The sequence below is a fragment of the Photobacterium leiognathi genome (genome assembly GCF_030685535.1).
In the GTDB taxonomy this organism is placed as follows: Bacteria; Pseudomonadota; Gammaproteobacteria; order Enterobacterales; family Vibrionaceae; genus Photobacterium; species Photobacterium leiognathi.
Genome location: NZ_CP131599.1, coordinates 875373 through 893608, shown reverse-complemented (window position 1 = coordinate 893608; position 18236 = coordinate 875373). Strand labels below are relative to the sequence as shown.

Genomic DNA, 18236 nt, shown 5'->3' with positions numbered 1-18236 from the left:
AGTAAGAACTTATTGTTACACAACGAATACTTACGGAAGGCTAGATAACAATGAATATGGAAAATATATCAATAAGAAACAAACTACTCATAGGGAATGGGCTTATTGTGCTGTTGCTAGGCATATTATGCGCAATTGTTTGGAATGCCATTGTTACGATGGATAAAACCGCGAAGATGGTTGAACACACTTATAAAGTTATCGATAACTCAAATATCTTAGTGTCTTCGATGGTTGATCAGGAAACAGGTTTACGCGGCTTTGCCATTGGTGGGCAAGAAGAATACCTTGAACCTTATATTTCAGGGAAGAAGGAGTTTGATAAACACTTAAACATAGTCACTGAATTAACCAGTGATAATCCAGCACAGCAAGAGCGCTATGCTTTTGTTGCCACTGAAGCCAAAGCTTGGCAAGCATACGCAGATAAAATCATTCAGTTACGTAAAGATATCCAGCAAGGCGAATATTCCGAGCAAGCGATTGAGAAATTGTTAGCATCAGGCATTGGCAAGCAGCTTATGGATAAAATTCGTATTGAAGCTGAAGAGCGACGCTTTGGTTATCAAAGTAATGAGCTTTTGCAAGCAATGGTGAATATGGAAACGGGTTTGCGAGGCTACATCATTAATAAGACGGATGATTATTTAGAACCTTACTATCAAGGTAAAGAAGAAGTTAATCGTATTCTGAAAACTAACGATCTTGATGATAAAAATATTAATGCATGGATCAACGATTACGCCGAAGTTGCGATTAAACAAATCAAACATGGGCTTCAATACAAAGCCATGAATGATCTTTACCTTGAATTAGAGAAGAAGCAAGGTAAGGCGTACATGGACGATCTTCGTTATCGTGTTGCTGAGATCATTGGTGTTGAGCAAGCACTGATGCAACAGCGAAAAGGATCTGCCATTGAAGCGGCAAATCTCGCAATAATGGTCATCGTCGTTGGTGGCATTATTACTGCGATACTCGCTTTTGCTGTTGGTGTCTTTATTTCCCAAACCATAACTAAACCTATTGGTAGCGCTGTGGATGCTGCAAAAGAGTTAGCACAAGGGAATTTAACCTTACAAATATCACGTCATGGTAATAATGAAGTGGGTGTATTGCTAACGGCACTGCAAACTACCGCCGATAGCTTGAAAGGTATTATCGTTAAAATGAGTGATGCCAATGATCAACTTGGTAGCGCATCAGATAATTTGACTGCTATTACGACTCAAACCAGTCAGGGCGTAAAAGAGCAGCAGCAAATGACCGATGAAGTAGCTGTGGCAATGAATCAGATGTCGATGTCTGTTCAAGAAGTCGCACAAAACGTGGGTACAGCGGCACAATTTGCGAATGAAGCACATACCGAAGCACAAACAGGCATTGTGATTGTACAAAATACCGTAAAAAGCATTAGTCAGCTTGATGAAGAGATTAACTTAACTTCAGTTAGGCTTAATGAACTCGTACATGAAACAGAAAATATTGGTGGTATCTTGGATGTCATTCGTGCCATTGCTGAGCAAACCAATTTATTAGCACTTAATGCGGCGATAGAAGCTGCGCGTGCTGGCGATCAAGGTCGAGGTTTTGCCGTTGTTGCAGACGAAGTGCGAGAGCTAGCAAAACGTACTCAAGATTCAACAACCGAAATTCAGTCTCTAATTGAAAAAGTCCAACACGGTACAAGTGAGCTTGTGCTGAACATGGATAAGAGTAATAGCATCGTAAAAGAAAGTGTGTCGAACGCTACTAAATCTGGTGATGCGTTTAATGTGATTACTGAATCCATCTCTAAAATCAATGACATGAACATTCAAAATGCCAATGCATCAGAAGAGCAAAGCACTACGACAGAGGAAATTAACCGTAATATGGAATCGGTTAATATCATCTCTCAGCAAAGTGCCCAAAGTGTCGGTGAAACAGCAAAATCTATGCAAGTGTTATCTGAATTATCGCAACAAATGCACAGTATTATTAGGCAGTTTAAAATTTAGCCTTAGCTGGTGGAACAAGGCATTGTATTCGCTATAACAAGTAATACGACAATAAAAAAGCAGCCTTAGATTAATATCTAGGCTGCTTTTTTGTGAGCACTTTATATAGATAGGTGTTATTAATGATCGTTACCAGCGTATACCCACATGGGTTCCGTTTTGCCTGCTCTCTCAAAACCTAATGCTTTATAAAACTCGACGGCTTTACCATCGGCTGTCAGCATTTGTTGGTGGAAACCACGGTACTTACTTTGCATAAGTTCCATCATCATTCTGCCGACACCTAGACCTTGGTAATTAGGATCGACCAGCATATGCGGATAATAGACGACTAAATGACCATCAGAAATAGCGTTACCGATACCAATAAGTTTTCCACCTCTACGTGCAGTGACTAAGGTTTCTGAGTTTAATAATGCAGGGATCAATTTTTCAGGAATTTCCGCTGAAGACCATTCATTGGCTCGGTATAAATTGATCACTTCGTCTTGTTCAATCTCTTTACTGATTTCGACTATAACGCTCATATTGTTTGTGACTTCCTGTCTTGAATGCATTCTTAAAAAGGTAGCAATAATTTAAATCGATGTTATTACTTCCTAGGAGCTTAGCTATCTTTTTTATCAATAAGAGGGAGTAGCATTTCAACTATGCCATCTTCTAGTTGAATATCGATACTAAAGCCTACTTTCTCTGCTAAGTGGATCATACCGTGATTTGAAGGCATGGTCATACCCGTCATAAATTGTAAGCCACGGAGTTTGCAGTAGTTCACTAGCTTATTCATTAAGATGCTACCTAAGCCCAATCCCTTCATATCAGAACGTACCAGAATGGCAAATTCTGCATCATGGTTTTCAGGATCAGAAAGGGCACGAGCAACACCTAATACAATATCTTCTTTTTCATTCGATTCAAGGTTGATATGGGCATCTTTGGCAACCGCGACAAATGCCATTTCACGGTCGTAATCAATTTGTGTGAATTTGGCTAAGGCTTCATGGTTTAGCTCACCAATATCGGAGAAGAAACGCTTATATAAATCTTCTACCGAGACTTTCGACATAAAGGTTTTATGCAGTGGCTCATCTTCGGGCAAGATAGGACGCAATAGCAAGGTTTGTCCGTCTTTTAAGGTACAGGTTTCTTCGTACTCTTTAGGGTAAGGACGAATAGCAAGGCGTTTTTGTTTATCACCTGTAAATGGCTCGATATCCATTGATGCATCAAGCACAGTTAGATCGCTACCGCTTACGAGTAGTGGGTGAATATTCAGTGCTTTGATCTCTGGGCAATCAATGATCAATTGCGAGATCTTGACCAGCAAGCCACACAGTGCAGGAATATCAATCTTCTCTAATGCACTACGCTGTTTGATTTTCCCAGTCTTAAGGGCGTTGATCACCATATAGCGAGCCAGCGCCATATTGAGTGGCGGAATGGCAACGGCGGCGTCACGATGAATATCCCAACGGGCATTATCTTCACCCATTAAGATCACAGGTCCAAAAATGGGATCGTTGTGAACATCAATACGCAGTTCTTGCGCTCCAGAACGATCAGCCATGCGTTGAACTAACAAACCATCGATACGTGCGGTTGGATAATGCATAGCAACACGATCAAAGATTGCTTGGACGGCATTTTCAACTTCATTAGCGGTACGAAGATGCAGCACAACACCGTGAATTTCAGACTTATGACGAATATCTGGCGAGCGAAGTTTTACTGCAACTGGGTAACCAATCTGCTCGGCAATATGTACCGCTTCTGCAGCATCAAGTGCAATCCATGTCGGTAGGGTTGTAAAACCATAACACTCTAAGATAGGACGGGCTTCATGGGTTTCTAAATGGCGAATATTATTGTCAAGTAACTCAGTAATTTGCTCATGGGCTTGATGCGTATTGTGGTTGCTATAACCAATTGAAACTGGCGTTTCCATTAATTGTTTTTGGTTGCGACGGTACTCGACCATATGCATGAAGGCGGAAATAGCACTCTCTGGGGTGCGATATGCGGGATAGCCTGCTTCAGTAAAGGTTTTACGGGCAATATTCGCTTCGTTCTCGCCAGCCCAGTTAGTCAGAATATTAAAGCGTTTGGTTCTTGGGTGCTGATGTAACATTTCAATTAACGCATTAGCAGTTTCAATATCGGGAGCGATGGCCGATGGGCTGTGCATGATCAGCAAACCATCAAAGTCATCGCTATCTAATAGAATTTTTACCGCTTGCTGATAACGATGAATGTCAGCATCACCAATAATATCGATAGGGTTGGCATGAGACCAACAAGAAGGTAATACGGCGGATAAGCGATTAATGGTTTCTTGGCTTAATTTAGCTAACTTACCACCACGATCTGATAAGGCATCGACAGCCATGATCGCAGGACCACCACCATTGGTTAATATCGCTAATCGTTCACCTCGAAGGGGCACTGAATGCGCCAAGGTTTCTACCGCAGCAAACAACTCATGGGTATTGTTCACCCGTAACATACCTGAACGTCTTATTGCGGCATCATAAACAGCGTCTAAGCCAATATCACCACCAGTATGTAAGTGTGCAGCAGAACTGCCTGCTTGGGTTCGTCCACTTTTTAATACTAGTATGCGTCTATTACGTGCAGCGGCTCGAGCAGCAGACATGAAACGTCGGGCATCTTTAACGGAATCGATATAGAGCAATATCGCATCGGTTTTGGAATCTTGGCATAAGGTATCAAGCAATTCTGCAAAGTTAATATCGCAGGCATCACCTAATGATAAAAACGTTGAGAAACCAATACTTTTGTTCTTTGCCCAATCTAATATCGTGGTACACACCGCCGCAGATTGGGAAATAAAAGCAATTTTACCTTTGTTAGCACTAATAGGAGAGAACGAGGCATTTAAGTTCAGCCAAGGCAGTATCAACCCCATGCTGTTAGGACCAATCAAGCGCATGTCGTATTCTTTTGCTTTTGCCAACATTTGCTCTTCTAGACTTGGCTGGTGGCTTTGGCAAAAAGGATTGGTATGTAGTTGAGGATTGTTCATGCCAGCTGCAAGAATGATCGCAGCTTTTACACCTTTTCTGCCAAGTTGCTCAACAATATCAACATTGAGTTCTGCGCGAGTGCAAACCACCGCAAGATCAGGGACGCGAGGTAAGCTAGCAATATCAGGATAGGCAAGAATACCCGCTACGGCATCATATTTAGGGGTAACAGGCATAATAGGGCCACGAAATTGCCCTGATAATAAATTACGGATCACCACATTACCTGCACGTAATGGATTATCTGATGCCCCAATAACGGTAATTGATTTCGGTTTGAGTAAGCTTCTCATCCCATCCATGATTGATATCCTACTGTGTTGAATATTATCTATTTATAGAGAATAAGCTTTTATCTGAGAAGAAGGTGAAAACAGTAGAAGAGCTGTGATCTGAACGCAAAAATTAACTAAGTAAAATATCCTTACAATATTTTATAAAATCCATATTATAATATGCCCAGAAAATTGTGCAAAACGCGCACTTTGTTGAGGCTGTATTCCTCTTTAGAATTATGAACGTTGTATTTAATTTTTGTTACACTTTCTTTTGGTGTCTTAGAAACATCTAGATTATTCTTCGCGCGGATATAATAAGAAGAATGAAGAACAAGATGCTATCAAACTTTAATTTCCACTACCAACCCAGATATATCAACGGTGAAATATCATCCTACGAAGCACTTTTATGTTCAGTTGGTGAACCTGTTGATGTCCAAGATTTCGTTATATCAATAAAAGATACTGTTAGTTTTGATTTATTGGTGATCAAGCGTGTACTTGAAGATCGTGCAAAATACGATTGTGAGTCCAAGATCAGAGTTGCGATAAATATTTCAATTAGTAGTTTGATTGATAAAGATTTTGTAACAAATTGCAAAGCGATATTCGCCGTTGAACAAAATATTATTCTTGAGCTAACAAATCATGATAGTTGCCATCACTTTGATCAAATTCAGGCGGCTATTGCTGAGTTGAAAACTGTTGATGTCTGTTTTGCGTTAGATGACTACGGTAAAGGCTATGTAAACAGCGAGATGTTTATCCATCTTGATGTTGATTATATAAAGTTAGATAAAAAACTGATCAGTAACATCGCTCAAAACTATGTGGCTTACTCTTTAGTGCGCACCACTTATGAAAAAATAGCGAATGTACTCGGTAAAAAGGTCATTGTTGAAGGTGTGGAAACCTTTGAACAGCTAAACTTGCTAAAGCAGTTTGGACAGATGGAATATCAAGGTTTCTATTTTTCTAATACTTTACAAGCTAAGCAATTAGAACCAACATTAGGTATCTGTAATAAACAAAAGAAGAAAAAGTCGCTGTCTTTAGCGTTAGATAAAGCGATTTACGATATTAATCGTGCGCAAAACCCTATCGAAATAAGAGCGGCGATACAGAAACTTACTAAGGTTGATCATTACAACATTGTTGGAGTGAGCCCTAATAGCTTTGATGTTTATGCTGAGCAGCAACGAATCAATGAAAACTATAAAGAAATATTAGAAAACTCCAATAGCGCACATTTTCTATTGATGTCGTCCTTAATCAGAACCTGTGATGCGTTCGTGATTATTCGTGATAATAAAGGCAATGCTATTTATAACAATGAGCAACATATTAACTACCTTAATATGGATCTTGTTAATGTGTCCGTTGAAGAAGTGTGCCGTGTTTTTCCAGATTATCGCACTTGTTTAGCGTTAGATCAGGAGCTACTTAATGGTAACTCTTGTTTTATTATGTCCAATGAAACGGTTGAAACTGAAAACGGTACATCTTTCTTTCACACTTACCGTCAGAAATTAATGCATTTTGGGCAAGACTTCGTTATTTGTAGTGTTTATAAAGATGAAAACAGGATCTCAGTTGATAAGCTGACAGGCTGTTTTAATAAAGAGTATCTAGAGTCGAATGAAGTAAAAGATCACCAGAAAATGGTTTTTGTTGACTTAGATGGTTTCAAGCCGATTAATGATCATTATGGTCATAATAAAGGTGATGAAGTGCTCCGAGAGTTTGCTTTTAAAATGAAAAGTATGCTCCGTGAAAGCGATATTATGATCCGCTTCGGCGGTGATGAGTTTATTTTATTGTTTGATAGCCAGCTAATGGATACTGTGTTGAAAAGAATGAATAAGATCAGAAAAAATATAGAGCAACATTTTGCTGATATGAATTTACAGCTTAGCTTTTCTTATGGTGTTTCAACATTAGAAAATGGCTATAAGCAAGCGCTAGAAATGGCTGATAAAAAAATGTATCAGCAGAAATCAGAACGTAAGCAAATCGCTTAGTCAGTAAAAAGAGATCGTCATGGTCTCTTTTTTGTCTATATATCCATGCAGTTAATCACTCAATAAAAAAGAGCTAATCTGAAACTCATCAGTTAGCTCTTTTTTGTTATTGGTGCATGTATTAAACCCATTACACTTGGTAACGAGATTTATCACCAATATCAAAGTGCAGTGGCATACGCCATTTGTTAAATGCAGCAAGGGCTAACAAAATCGCGCCCAACATGGCACAGGCGATTACGCCAGCTTGCACATTAAAGATTAAGCAGAACCAAAAGCCAGCTAATACCAATGGTGTTAGTAAGAGAGCTTTGATTTGAAAACAAAAGTATTCTTTTACCGCTAAAGCACTAAATACAAATAAAGCGGCACCTAATGCCAACGGCTGCCATAATCCCGCGATTATCCACATAGTAGCAAATAAGCCTGCACCTTGAATTAACCAACGAAAGCGTTTGTCATAAACATGGACTGTTGTTGATGCTAATAAGGCAACGATAACGAGAAATGGGGTAGCTTGAACGGTCTCGTAACCGATGATTGCCATGATTAAAGCTGCAATACTTAATGCTGAGCGATAAAGGATCACGGTGAGTTTATCTAATGCATCAAGATCGCATTGAATATGGGGATCAGCCATATAAGCTCCTATAGGAAAAGACTAATTACAAAATTGTTCATAGTGTACGTGGTAGGAGGAGAACCATGAAACAGTATTTGGATCATTTGTCATTTCATTGACTTGAAGGGTTATAAACAGTGAATACATGGTCAAGGTTAGCTTTTATTCGAAAGTAAAGAACGTGAACACGCTAGCATATATTAACGATGCCTGAACTAAGCACAGGTTATAGTTGATTGGTGAATGAAGGCACGGCAAAATACCGAGCATGATGTTGCTTCACTTATCTTAGGTCTGAATATAATTATGAAAAAAATTTTCGCTATCAGTATGCTAGCTACACTTACTGGTTGTATGTCTCTGTCTGATAATCCAGCGCCTGTCGAAAAGGTTAACCAGCCAGTTAATACGCAAAAAATGAAGCCTATTGATACTGTTGCTCAAGTTGAAGCATCTGTTGTTTCAGAGCCGTTATATCTTTCAAGTGATTCAGTGGCGATCAGTGAAACACAACTTCCTGTGAATGATTCAGAAGCACATGCAGTTCCAACTGAAGCTGCCACTAATAGTACAGAAACGGTGGAAGCAGCCCAGGTTGATCATCAAACCTCAACTGCAGCGCAAGATCCGGTGGCTGCCGAAGTCGCAGATCAAACACATCCAGATCAGGTTAATAATGATCAAGAACGTATGGTTGAGATCGTAGGTGAAGATCATCAGGTTTCTTCGGATCGTGTAGAGCAAACAACAGAAGCGCATAGTGCAGAAGTTGCAGCTGCTGCGGTAGCGACAGATCAAGCAACAGATAATACTTCAACACATTCAGAGCCAGCTGTTGAAGCGCAACAAGAAAACCACACTACTGAACATGAAGCGCCTGTTGCTGATGAACCAGCTATTGAAGCTACGCAACCTGAACAAACAACAGTTGAAGGTGGAGAAACAACGGCAACAGAAGAAACGCCGATAGGTGAGAAGACAACATCTATTCAAGGTTACAGTATTCAGCTATTAGCGTTGCGAAATGCGAGTGAGTTTCTGCCTTACTTAAAACAATTACCGAGTGATCAGCCAGCTTGGTTAAATGATAAGACAATTAACGGCAGCAGCGTGTATACCTTACTATATGGTCATTACAGCGATTACGATGCGGCAAAAGCGGCATTAGCAGGTATGCCAAAGAAAATCACTCAAACCTATGCCTTTGTGCGAAACCTTGCTGATATTGAAACGACTCAATTTCCAAAACTAGAGCGTATCCGTTAATTAAAACCTACGTTTCAAGGTTATAGCGAGAAGCCATTTACTGCGGTAAGTGGCTTTTTTCTTTGAGTAAAATTGTGCGATGTCTCTCATTTGATTGTTGAAGACTCTCATTTGATTGTTAGTGGTGTGTTAGATGCGCTGATTTACTAAGCAAGTAAGTAATTAAACTTAAAATAAATCACTAATCACGCGAGCAGAGGGTGCACAGTTTCGTGTTTTTTGATTACTATGTTGTTCACACAGACTTTGACGATTTTGCATTGGTTTTATCTATATCAAAGTTATTACTTATTTTACGTTAGCGTATCCGATTGGCTAGCGGCATTTACAAGGGATGATGATGAGTTCTATCCATGTTTTATTACTATGCGGCGGTGGTAGTGCCGAGCATGAAGTTTCTCTCGTATCAGCGAACTTTATCGAAGAACAACTAAAAACGATCAATGGCGTTACATACACTCGTGTAGAAATGACGAAAAATGACGGTTGGTTAGATTCTGAAAATCGTCCATGTGAGTTAAACCTAGATAAAACATTGATTGTTGGCGATCAAGAAGTTGCCATTGATTACGTTATTCCTTGTGTTCACGGTTTCCCTGGCGAAACGGGCGATCTGCAATCTTTACTAACATTGGCTGGTCTTCCATTTCTTGGTTGTGGTGCTGAAGCAAGCACAAATTGCTTTAACAAGATCACGACTAAACTGTGGTTTGATGCGCTAAACATTCCTAACACGCCTTACGTTTTCCTAAGTGAAAATAACCAAGAAGCGCATCAGGAAGCACTTGAAGCATTTAAAAAGTGGGGCAAGGTATTCGTTAAAGCGGCATGTCAGGGTTCATCGGTAGGTTGTTACTGTGTAACCACTGAACAAGAGTTAACGGATGCTGTAAACAATGCTTTTGGTTACTCTGATCAAGTGCTGATTGAAAAAGCGATTCGTCCACGTGAACTAGAAATTGCTGCTTACCAATACGGTGATGAGCTAGTGATCACCAAGCCAGGTGAAGTCTCTTGCCCGACGGATAAGTTCTACAGCTACGAAGAAAAATACAGCTCAGACAGCCTATCAACAACGAAAGTTGAAGCTGATAACTTAACAGAAGAACAAGTTGAAGCGATCCGTACTTACGCACGTAAAGCGTTCGTACAAATGAAGCTAAAAGATCTTTCTCGTATTGACTTCTTCCTAAGCGAAGATGACGAAATCTTACTAAATGAAATCAATACCTTCCCAGGTATGACGCCAATTTCAATGTTCCCTAAGATGTTAGAGCATCATGGTCATAAGTTTGCTGAGTTTATTGAACAAGCAATCAAGAACGCTGTGAAGTAATCATCACCACATTTAGCTAAATATAAAGCCTGTTAACATACTTATAAGCAAGTAGTTAACGGGCTTTTTGCTGGTGGATGTTAAGTTATTTATCGCTGTTTTTCTTCGCAAATTTCTTTAATTCATTATCGCGTTTACCACGTTGTCCAATATATTGCGCTGGCATGGCAGGGCTTCGCCAACGACCTTGGTGCTGTATTTGGCTCACGGTTAATCCAGCATCTGCCAGATCTTGGCTGGCCCCAACTCGAGGAGATTGCCCTGAGAAAATGACATCAGTAGGTAAATCTAACTCTTGGCTGGCACGACGGAATACACGATAAATAGAAGAGTGATCCAGTGGGTTATCACCGATATTGCTATGACGATCGATGCGTCTGAACAGATAACCTTGAACGATCATACCAAGGGTTAACCAGCGTTGTACCGCCTTCGATGACACGTCACTTAACGCAATAATGCGTTCATCAACAGTGATATTAATTAAGCCCGAAGGTTCAATTTCGACGTTATCAATGGTTAAGGCTGCCACTTCAGAGCGTTTTAACATCGCTTCGAAGGTGATAGCCCAAATTGCCATATCACGAACGTCTTTCGGTTTTGTAGAGATCGAGAAGGTATCTAGCAGGGCTTGTAAGTGGTCATCTCTAAAGCCTTGTGCATGAGTATAATCATCATGTTTATCAAGTCGTTGCTTATGCATCGCTAATTTGATTTCTTGGCTTTGGCACGGGTTAGGTAGGGCATGACATTTATGGATTAACCCTATGGTGACAACGTAACGCTTAAGGCTTGATAGTTTACGACTTTCTGCCATTTTTTCGATAAAACGATGAACCGTTGATGCAGAAGCCGGAAGTGGTGCGACCTTGTTCTTTTCACAAAATACCAAGAAGTGGTTCCAATCGTTCTTAAATGCCACCAATGTATTTGCTGCGTAATGGTTATGGGTGAGCGCTTGCCAGATAGAGATGTTATCTGATACTTGGCTGAATTCAGCAATGCTTGAACTTCTTTGCGTTTCGCTATCAATTACGGGGATCTTTTTTGCCATTAGAGATACCTAATGCACTATAACTTTATATTTAAGTTAAATTATAACATATAAACTTGAACAAGATAGGCAAAAAATAACCAAAGAAAGTTCTAGTAGTATGAAATTACTAGTTATAATTAAGACAACGTGATTAAATTGTTGTGTATTTATAACTGATTGCAACTTCATTATTATCAAGTTGTTTGAAGGTAGAGCAGGAATCAACTCTATGAAAAAACGGATTTTTCACCGTGGATATACGATTGAAAATACAACGGGTATCACCAATGACTGGACGACTTCGATTAAAGGAAATTCTGTCAGCGGCACATTAACCGAGGTGAAAAAAAGCGTCGATTGGTGGTTAGATATGAGCACTTTTATTCATCCTCAGAAATTCTCATCTCCAGCCTCAAAGCCCGCAACGAGTTCAACATCAGAGAATTATCGTGGATTCATCATTCGTAATGATACGGGGAAACCCAATGAATGGTATTTATTGTTGCGAGGTCAACTTTTAAAAGGTAATGCGACATCTATTAAGCAATACCTTGATAAAGTGATAGAAAAACGAGCGAAAGCACAATAGTTTTGCGACAGCATTATCGTTTGGTAAAACACAGTTCATAAAAAAGCCTGCTTCAATGCAGGCTTTTTTGTCTATTAGCGACAAAAATCTTAATCGTCTTCATCATTTTTGGTCACATCAACAAGGTAGTCATTTGCTAACCAGTTACGACCAATTAATAGTTTGTATTCTAACTTGCTGCGATCACGCAAGTTCACTGGAATTGCTTTATTTTGACCATTCCAAATTAAGTCCATCACTACCGCGTAACGACGTTCAACACCTTGGGCATTTCGGATTTTGCTTACTTTAATTATCTTAGCTGTATGAGAAACTTCCTGACCTTGTTCGTTTTTTGTTTTGAACGTAACCATATGACCTAAGTTGTCGTACATCGCTTTTTTACTATCATCAGTATCAGGCTTGCCATCAACTTTAATATCGTAAGCATTAATCGACGTTGTATTAGCACCTGTATCTATACGGGCTTTGTAGCTAATCCCTAAATCTTTCACTTGGATCGTTTCAACTGGACCCACAATTGATTTTCCATCACATTGTGGTGATGCGAATGTTGTTCCTGAGGCAAGTAATAGCACCGCAGAGATAAGAATGTTTTTCACACGTACTCCTGAATGAACATTATTATTCTTTCAAATAATAGACTTATTTCATGCTCATTGGTTCAAATATGTGTCAGAAATTATTTAACTAACTGTGTTTTTATACTAAATGTAGCAAGGAGTTCTTCTATCTCATCAATACAAGATTGAGTAGGTGTAAAATGTATGGTGTTAAATCCTAACGCTTTTGCGGTTTCAATATTAGGGTAATGATCATCAATAAATAAACATTCATGAGGATTTAGTTCATAACGTTTGCATAAAAGAAGGAATATTTCAGGCTCTGGTTTCATTGTCAGCTCTTTGCCTGAGACAACGCCACCATCAAAGAACGATATGAAATGATGCTTTTCATAAAGGGTTTCAAAAAAAGCACTGCACATATTTGTTAAGTAATAAAGTGGGTAATTCTGATCTAGTAATCTAAAAAATAACGCTTCAGTTTCAGGAATTTTCTCTAGGCTTAATTGAATATGATTAAAGAAGTCTTCCATACGTTGAACGGAGATACTCGTTCTTGCTGCAAATTTCGGGATTTCTTCAGCAATAAGCATGGTGCCACGATCAAGTTCAAGCCAGTCTGGGTGTCCCAGCACTTCACGCATTAAAATAGTCTGCTCATCAACAGATTGAGTGAAAGTTTCAACAATATGTTGAGGCTTCCATTGAAATAACACGGCACCAAAATCAAATACAATGTTCCGAATCATAAGCAGTTCCGTTTAGTGTTCTTTTCTTGATAATATTAGCTGAAAGTGAATAAGCAAGGCTCATACCTGAACTTTAAGGCTTATTCACATTAACTCCGCAAATAATGAGACTGATTGCATAATGAATGATAACAGCCGTTTAGTTTTCTCAACCGAAACTGGTCGAATTAAAGAAGAAAAAGTAGCACCTGAACGTCCAAAAGGCGATGGTATCGTACGTATTCAACGTCAAACAAAAGGACGCAAAGGCAAGGGGGTTTGTATTGTGACCGGGTTAGATGTTGAAGATACTCAACTAAAATTAATTGCGGCAGAGTTGAAGAAAGTGTGTGGCTGTGGTGGTTCTGTAAAGGACGGTAGTATTGAAATTCAAGGTGATAAGCGTGATGTGATCAAAGCTCACCTTGAAAAGAAAGGGCACACAGTTAAATTAACTAGTGGTTAATTAATCTGAACAAACGAAAGACCAGTCGATAACGACTGGTCTGTTTGTTTATTGCCAACAACTTTTTGAGCGTTATACGTTTTTTATTTTGAGCAAATTGTGCTGTCACATTTTATAAGTATGTGGTGATTCCATTTCAATCACTTTCGTTGCGTCTATGCCTTCAAGTGCTTCAACAATATTTATCTTACATTGCTGTGGAGAAAGGTAAGTTCGCAAGTGATAGTCTTTATTTCGGGTATCAGCAACGGATGCCAAAATGGTGTAATCATTAAGTACCGACCTTGTAAGGTGTTTATTATTAAGGTGAACACCTTTCATCAATCATGGCTTGGATATGTGTGCCGTAGAAAGAATCATCGCCAACCCAGCCAGCAGGATTGTCAGCATTAGGCATAGTTAGATTTGCAGCTTTTTTCAATAGCATATTGCAATAGCTGAAGGAAAGATCACCGATTTCATGACATCCAGCACAAGCCCCATCTCCTAATTCTGCAAAGGCAGGAGGGTTAGTCCAACCTTGTGATGATACTGGCTGATAACGTACATTAGGATCAATATCGTAGTCATTGGAAATATCGATAGCGGTACCAGGGTGGATTAAGAAAACATTCTTACCTCGATGGCATTGGGTACAGTTTTCACCGAGCATATCACCATTATGAATGTCGGCAATTTTGAACGTGAGATCTTCACCGCCGCGAATACGTTGTCCGGTTTCTTTACTAATATTGTCCCAGAAACAGGCTTTCCCTGTGTTTGCACTCTGGCATATGATACCCAATAAATCCACTTCGTTGATACCTGCTGCTTCATTAATACGCCAACGAGGTAATGCCATACAAGCCCCTGGTACAGCTGGATCGCTATACGCCCATACTTCAGTGCGATCACTGCCTAAGAAATCAGTTTCTGCAACGCCACGGTATTCCCAATCATTTGAACCCCAATCAGGCGGGATTGGTACATCGTTATCACGACAGGTTTCAATGTAATCATCGGAATCTTGTTGCTGCGGTGGAATAAGAATTAAGTGCTCTAGTAACGAACGTTGGCTAAGAAAATCAAGAATCCAAGAGTAGTCCGCTAAACGTGAAATAGGATAAAGCAGGTGAGTGTGATGGCGAAATAAACGGAAAGAAGGGAAATACTTATCTTGTACCGATTTATCAGCGTTGCTTAGCATGGCATCAATAAGGCTATTCTTAAATAACACCTTATCGACATTTTCCGAGTCTTTTAATGCTTCAAACGCAGTTTGTGTTTCAGTGAATGTTTTTTGTTGCTCGTCATCGAGATTAAGTAATACATCGTTAATTAACTTGTCTTGCATTAGTAGAACTTGATCTTTATCTATCTCCAGCCCTTTTCCTGATTCATCGTAAATAAGACCATAATAGCCAATAGCAATATCTTCCACAGCAAATTTAGGTACATTTTGTTGATCTTCAATCTGAATTTCTACCTGGTCGTCGACGTCAGTAACCGTATCTGCAGCATCTTGTGTAGAATTTGTTGATGAATCATCAGAGCCTCCACCGCCACATCCCATATAGGCCAGTGAAGTAAGCACAATTAAGAGTGAAGATAGTTTCATGATTAAGTCCCATATCTATCGGAAGTAAAGCAACTTAAAACATGATAGTGAGACTAAAAGTGTAACGAGATTTCAGAGTTAAGAATCGCAGAACAAAAACAGGAATGTTCTATAGTGAAGGAAGAGTTATTGCTAAAGGGGATATTGATGCTGCTGGGTTATATATGCAATTTACAAACTTATGTTTCAGCACATAAATACTCTTTCCTAAATACTGCGTGATAATATCTTAAAAAAATGCTTTAAAACGCAAAATAAGAGAACTAATATGTCAGAACTCAACGTTTTTAAACAGCCAAAACCCTTTTATCTCATCTTCTCTATAGAATTTTGGGAACGCTTTGGCTTCTATGGCATGCAAGCCATTCTCACTGTATATCTAGTTGATGTACTGGCAATGACGGAAGCTGAGTCCTTTACGCTTTTTGGGGCTTTCTCAGCATTAGTGTTTGGTTCCATTGCGATTGGTGGATGGGTAGGTGATAAAGTCCTTGGTACAAAACGCACCATTGTTTTAGGTGCAATAGTGCTAATGATTGGTTATGCCTTATTAGGCTTTTCAGCATCGAGTGAGTTTAATAGTAAAGAGCTTATTTTCATTGCTATGGGCTTTATTACTATGGGTAACGGCTTATTTAAAGCAAACCCATCAAGCTTGTTGGCAAAAGTGTATGAAGAAAATGATCCGAGATTAGACGGTGCATTTACCATGTATTACATGGCGATTAACCTCGGCTCGTTTATTTCAACGCTATTAACACCTTGGATCTCAAGCAAGTTAGGCTATGGCATGGCATTTGGGGTAAGTGCTATTGGTCTATTGATCACCATTGCAAACTTCGTGATTAGCCGTCGTTTGGTACAAAATATTGGTTCAGAACCTGATAAAAAGTCGGTAAATGTTGGGAAGTACCTGCTTATTATTCTTGGTACCATTGTACTGAGCCTAGTTAGTGCTTATTTGTTACAACACGTCTTTTATGCTCACCTTATCTTAGCAATTGTGGGTGTTACTATTGTTGCGCTTTATTTTAAAGAAGTAGCGAAAACAACAGGTTTAGAACGTGCAAAAATGTTAGTGGCCTTTGTACTGATGCTACAAGGTATCGTGTTTTTCGTGTTGTATTTCCAAATGCCAACCTCGTTAAACTTCTTTGCTATTCATAATATTCACCACAATATCTTTGGTGTTGATGTTCAACCAGAGCAGTTCCAAGCACTTAGCCCGTTTTGGATCATGGTTAGCAGCCCAATCCTTGCGATGGTTTATAACAAAGCTGGTGAAAAGTTCTCAATGCCATACAAATTTGCCTTAGGTATGGTGCTATGTAGTTGTGCATTCTTAGTCTTAACCTTAGGCAGCCATTTCGCAGATAGCAAAGGGCTATTAAGTTCTAACTGGTTAGTATTTAGCTACTTATTACAATCACTTGGTGAACTACTTGTTTCTGGTTTAGGTTTGGCAATGATTGCTCAGTTAGTACCACAACGCATGATGGGTTTTGCAATGGGTATGTGGTTTTTAACATCAGCAACCGCTGCGGTAATTGCAGGCTGGGTGGCAACATTAACAGCAGCACCAAAGGGAATTACTGATCCGCAACAAACCTTGCATTTATACAGTACTGTTTTCCAAGAAATTGGTATCGCAACAGGGGTAATTGCACTTATTACATTGCTAATTGCACCTAAATTAACCCGTATTATTCAAGGTCAAAACTAACAAATTAACTAAGCTGATTGGCAACAGTCACACTGACAATAAGACATCATGGTGCGTAAGAAATACTGACCAATATGTTTTCCATGTTCATAATCATGGTTTAGTGAGTGAATATCGCTGCCAATTAGCTTAGATTTCAATGCCCGGTGAGGATGTATTTCAAAAATATTAACGTCATCCGGTGGATTCAATAAAAACGCTTCTGTTTCGTTGTATGCCTGTTCATGGGTTAACAACATATCTATTAGCTCAGCTGTTTTGGTTTTCGGTAAGCTTAATTTCACTCTATTTAGCCATTCATGATTGCCATTACAGCCGATAGGGTTAGTACGAATCACTACAATATTCTTATAACCCCGTTTATAGGCTTCAATGGCTGGAATAGGCGCATGTAAACCACCATCAACCCAGTAATGCTCTTCTGAATATATTGGTTTACGGTTCAACACAGGGATCGCACAGGAAGCCTTTAAATGTTGATCCCACTTATCCGAATTGAGATCAAAATAGCCTGTTTGTTTATGGTCGATACCTGATGCTGTAGCTAATACCGTTCGATTAGTCATATTCTTTCGACCAGTTTCCCAATCTAATTTTAAATTGGTTTGTGTCTGCTCTAATAACCAATCTAAATTCATTCCACCGCGAGCAGAAAATAGTTTGGTATAACTAAAAAATTGCTTTTTTGTGGTTATTTCTGTAATAACACGATAAGCATGTTTTTTTTGCTCACAAATATAAGAGGCAAGGTTCAATGAACCTGCAGATGTTCCGATTAATAATGAAAATGGATTAAAGTCATGTTCAAAAAATATATCAAGTACACAGGCAGTAAATATCCCTCGTTGACCACCACCTTCCGTGACTAACGCAATATCATCAATATTTGATTTTTTTGCATATAAAGCTTCTAAATTATTTAGACAGTAAGAAATATGTTTGCCGGACATGAATTAAATCCATTTTA

General features: G+C 39.2%; 16 protein-coding genes. 7 read left to right on the top strand and 9 right to left on the bottom strand.

What is annotated here, in order from left to right:
* Positions 1 to 50: 50 nt before the first annotated feature.
* Positions 51 to 2000, top strand: a complete 1950-nt coding sequence (locus tag Q7674_RS04160) for a CHASE3 domain-containing protein (RefSeq protein WP_045062386.1) — start codon at positions 51 to 53, stop codon at positions 1998 to 2000.
* A 119-nt stretch (positions 2001 to 2119) separates the two neighbouring features.
* Here Q7674_RS04160 and Q7674_RS04155 read toward each other — a convergent pair whose 3' ends face one another.
* Together Q7674_RS04155 and Q7674_RS04150 are read right to left on the bottom strand one after the other, a co-directional pair.
* Positions 2120 to 2527, bottom strand: a complete 408-nt coding sequence (locus tag Q7674_RS04155; protein WP_045062388.1) for a GNAT family N-acetyltransferase — start codon at positions 2525 to 2527, stop codon at positions 2120 to 2122.
* An 80-nt stretch (positions 2528 to 2607) separates the two neighbouring features.
* The gene (locus tag Q7674_RS04150; RefSeq protein WP_045062390.1) at positions 2608 to 5346 is read right to left on the bottom strand and encodes a bifunctional acetate--CoA ligase family protein/GNAT family N-acetyltransferase; all 2739 of its coding nucleotides are present in this window, start codon (positions 5344 to 5346) and stop codon (positions 2608 to 2610) included.
* 299 nt (positions 5347 to 5645) lie between these two features.
* On the opposite strand from Q7674_RS04150, the gene Q7674_RS04145 reads away from it, so the two are divergent.
* Positions 5646 to 7343: a GGDEF domain-containing protein gene (locus tag Q7674_RS04145; RefSeq protein ID WP_237156704.1), complete on the top strand. Its 1698-nt coding sequence runs from the start codon at positions 5646 to 5648 to the stop codon at positions 7341 to 7343.
* Between the two features lie 130 nt (positions 7344 to 7473).
* On the opposite strand, the gene Q7674_RS04140 is transcribed toward Q7674_RS04145, so the two are convergent.
* A complete protein-coding gene (locus tag Q7674_RS04140) occupies positions 7474 to 7983 on the bottom strand; it encodes a DUF2301 domain-containing membrane protein (protein ID WP_045062393.1) in 510 nt (169 codons plus the stop codon).
* Between the two features lie 288 nt (positions 7984 to 8271).
* Between Q7674_RS04140 and Q7674_RS04135 the strand changes: the two genes are divergently transcribed.
* Positions 8272 to 9231 (top strand): SPOR domain-containing protein, encoded by a 960-nt coding sequence (locus tag Q7674_RS04135; protein WP_305421791.1) that lies wholly within the window; start codon positions 8272 to 8274, stop codon positions 9229 to 9231.
* Between the two features lie 340 nt (positions 9232 to 9571).
* Positions 9572 to 10567, top strand: a complete 996-nt coding sequence (locus Q7674_RS04130; RefSeq protein WP_045062395.1) for a D-alanine--D-alanine ligase — start codon at positions 9572 to 9574, stop codon at positions 10565 to 10567.
* A gap of 85 nt (positions 10568 to 10652) precedes the next feature.
* Here the strand turns inward: Q7674_RS04130 and Q7674_RS04125 are convergent, their stop codons facing one another.
* Entirely contained in the window at positions 10653 to 11621 is a 969-nt protein-coding gene (locus Q7674_RS04125) for a tyrosine-type recombinase/integrase (protein ID WP_045062397.1), read from the bottom strand.
* Between the two features lie 211 nt (positions 11622 to 11832).
* Here Q7674_RS04125 and Q7674_RS04120 point away from each other — a divergent pair, with 211 nt between their 5' ends.
* Positions 11833 to 12192 carry a DUF3319 domain-containing protein gene (locus Q7674_RS04120; protein ID WP_045062398.1) on the top strand — a complete coding sequence of 120 codons (360 nt, stop codon included), beginning with the start codon at positions 11833 to 11835 and terminating at the stop codon, positions 12190 to 12192.
* A gap of 89 nt (positions 12193 to 12281) precedes the next feature.
* Here the strand turns inward: Q7674_RS04120 and Q7674_RS04115 are convergent, their stop codons facing one another.
* Together Q7674_RS04115 and Q7674_RS04110 are read right to left on the bottom strand one after the other, a co-directional pair.
* Positions 12282 to 12794: an ATP-dependent zinc protease family protein gene (locus Q7674_RS04115; RefSeq protein ID WP_008989355.1), complete on the bottom strand. Its 513-nt coding sequence runs from the start codon at positions 12792 to 12794 to the stop codon at positions 12282 to 12284.
* 80 nt (positions 12795 to 12874) lie between these two features.
* Positions 12875 to 13504, bottom strand: a complete 630-nt coding sequence (locus Q7674_RS04110; protein WP_045062400.1) for an HAD family hydrolase — start codon at positions 13502 to 13504, stop codon at positions 12875 to 12877.
* Between the two features lie 121 nt (positions 13505 to 13625).
* Here Q7674_RS04110 and yciH point away from each other — a divergent pair, with 121 nt between their 5' ends.
* Positions 13626 to 13949, top strand: a complete 324-nt coding sequence (gene yciH, locus Q7674_RS04105; RefSeq protein ID WP_305421787.1) for a stress response translation initiation inhibitor YciH — start codon at positions 13626 to 13628, stop codon at positions 13947 to 13949.
* A 105-nt stretch (positions 13950 to 14054) separates the two neighbouring features.
* Here the strand turns inward: yciH and Q7674_RS04100 are convergent, their stop codons facing one another.
* Together Q7674_RS04100 and Q7674_RS04095 are read right to left on the bottom strand one after the other, a co-directional pair.
* Complete coding sequence (locus Q7674_RS04100; protein ID WP_023935080.1) at positions 14055 to 14270, bottom strand: hypothetical protein; 216 nt, start codon at positions 14268 to 14270, stop codon at positions 14055 to 14057.
* The gene (locus Q7674_RS04095; RefSeq protein WP_045062402.1) at positions 14251 to 15546 is read right to left on the bottom strand and encodes a hypothetical protein; all 1296 of its coding nucleotides are present in this window, start codon (positions 15544 to 15546) and stop codon (positions 14251 to 14253) included. Before Q7674_RS04095 ends, Q7674_RS04100 begins: the two co-directional genes overlap by 20 nt.
* 226 nt (positions 15547 to 15772) lie before the next feature.
* On the opposite strand from Q7674_RS04095, the gene dtpA reads away from it, so the two are divergent.
* Complete coding sequence (gene dtpA, locus Q7674_RS04090) at positions 15773 to 17269, top strand: dipeptide/tripeptide permease DtpA (protein WP_305422610.1); 1497 nt, start codon at positions 15773 to 15775, stop codon at positions 17267 to 17269.
* A gap of 8 nt (positions 17270 to 17277) precedes the next feature.
* Here the strand turns inward: dtpA and Q7674_RS04085 are convergent, their stop codons facing one another.
* Complete coding sequence (locus Q7674_RS04085; RefSeq protein ID WP_305421784.1) at positions 17278 to 18219, bottom strand: patatin-like phospholipase family protein; 942 nt, start codon at positions 18217 to 18219, stop codon at positions 17278 to 17280.
* Positions 18220 to 18236: the final 17 nt, after the last annotated feature.

What these genes read in the sequence shown, in the direction of transcription:
- Q7674_RS04160 (WP_045062386.1), top strand. Translation starts at nt 51, where the DNA reads ATGAATATGGAAAATATATCAATAAGAAACAAACTACTCATAGGGAAT.
- Q7674_RS04155 (WP_045062388.1), bottom strand. Translation starts at nt 2,527, where the DNA reads ATGAGCGTTATAGTCGAAATCAGTAAAGAGATTGAACAAGACGAAGTG.
- Q7674_RS04150 (WP_045062390.1), bottom strand. Translation starts at nt 5,346, where the DNA reads ATGGATGGGATGAGAAGCTTACTCAAACCGAAATCAATTACCGTTATT.
- Q7674_RS04145 (WP_237156704.1), top strand. Translation starts at nt 5,646, where the DNA reads ATGAAGAACAAGATGCTATCAAACTTTAATTTCCACTACCAACCCAGA.
- Q7674_RS04140 (WP_045062393.1), bottom strand. Translation starts at nt 7,983, where the DNA reads ATGGCTGATCCCCATATTCAATGCGATCTTGATGCATTAGATAAACTC.
- Q7674_RS04135 (WP_305421791.1), top strand. Translation starts at nt 8,272, where the DNA reads ATGAAAAAAATTTTCGCTATCAGTATGCTAGCTACACTTACTGGTTGT.
- Q7674_RS04130 (WP_045062395.1), top strand. Translation starts at nt 9,572, where the DNA reads ATGAGTTCTATCCATGTTTTATTACTATGCGGCGGTGGTAGTGCCGAG.
- Q7674_RS04125 (WP_045062397.1), bottom strand. Translation starts at nt 11,621, where the DNA reads ATGGCAAAAAAGATCCCCGTAATTGATAGCGAAACGCAAAGAAGTTCA.
- Q7674_RS04120 (WP_045062398.1), top strand. Translation starts at nt 11,833, where the DNA reads ATGAAAAAACGGATTTTTCACCGTGGATATACGATTGAAAATACAACG.
- Q7674_RS04110 (WP_045062400.1), bottom strand. Translation starts at nt 13,504, where the DNA reads ATGATTCGGAACATTGTATTTGATTTTGGTGCCGTGTTATTTCAATGG.
- yciH (WP_305421787.1), top strand. Translation starts at nt 13,626, where the DNA reads ATGAATGATAACAGCCGTTTAGTTTTCTCAACCGAAACTGGTCGAATT.
- Q7674_RS04100 (WP_023935080.1), bottom strand. Translation starts at nt 14,270, where the DNA reads ATGAAAGGTGTTCACCTTAATAATAAACACCTTACAAGGTCGGTACTT.
- Q7674_RS04095 (WP_045062402.1), bottom strand. Translation starts at nt 15,546, where the DNA reads ATGAAACTATCTTCACTCTTAATTGTGCTTACTTCACTGGCCTATATG.
- Q7674_RS04085 (WP_305421784.1), bottom strand. Translation starts at nt 18,219, where the DNA reads ATGTCCGGCAAACATATTTCTTACTGTCTAAATAATTTAGAAGCTTTA.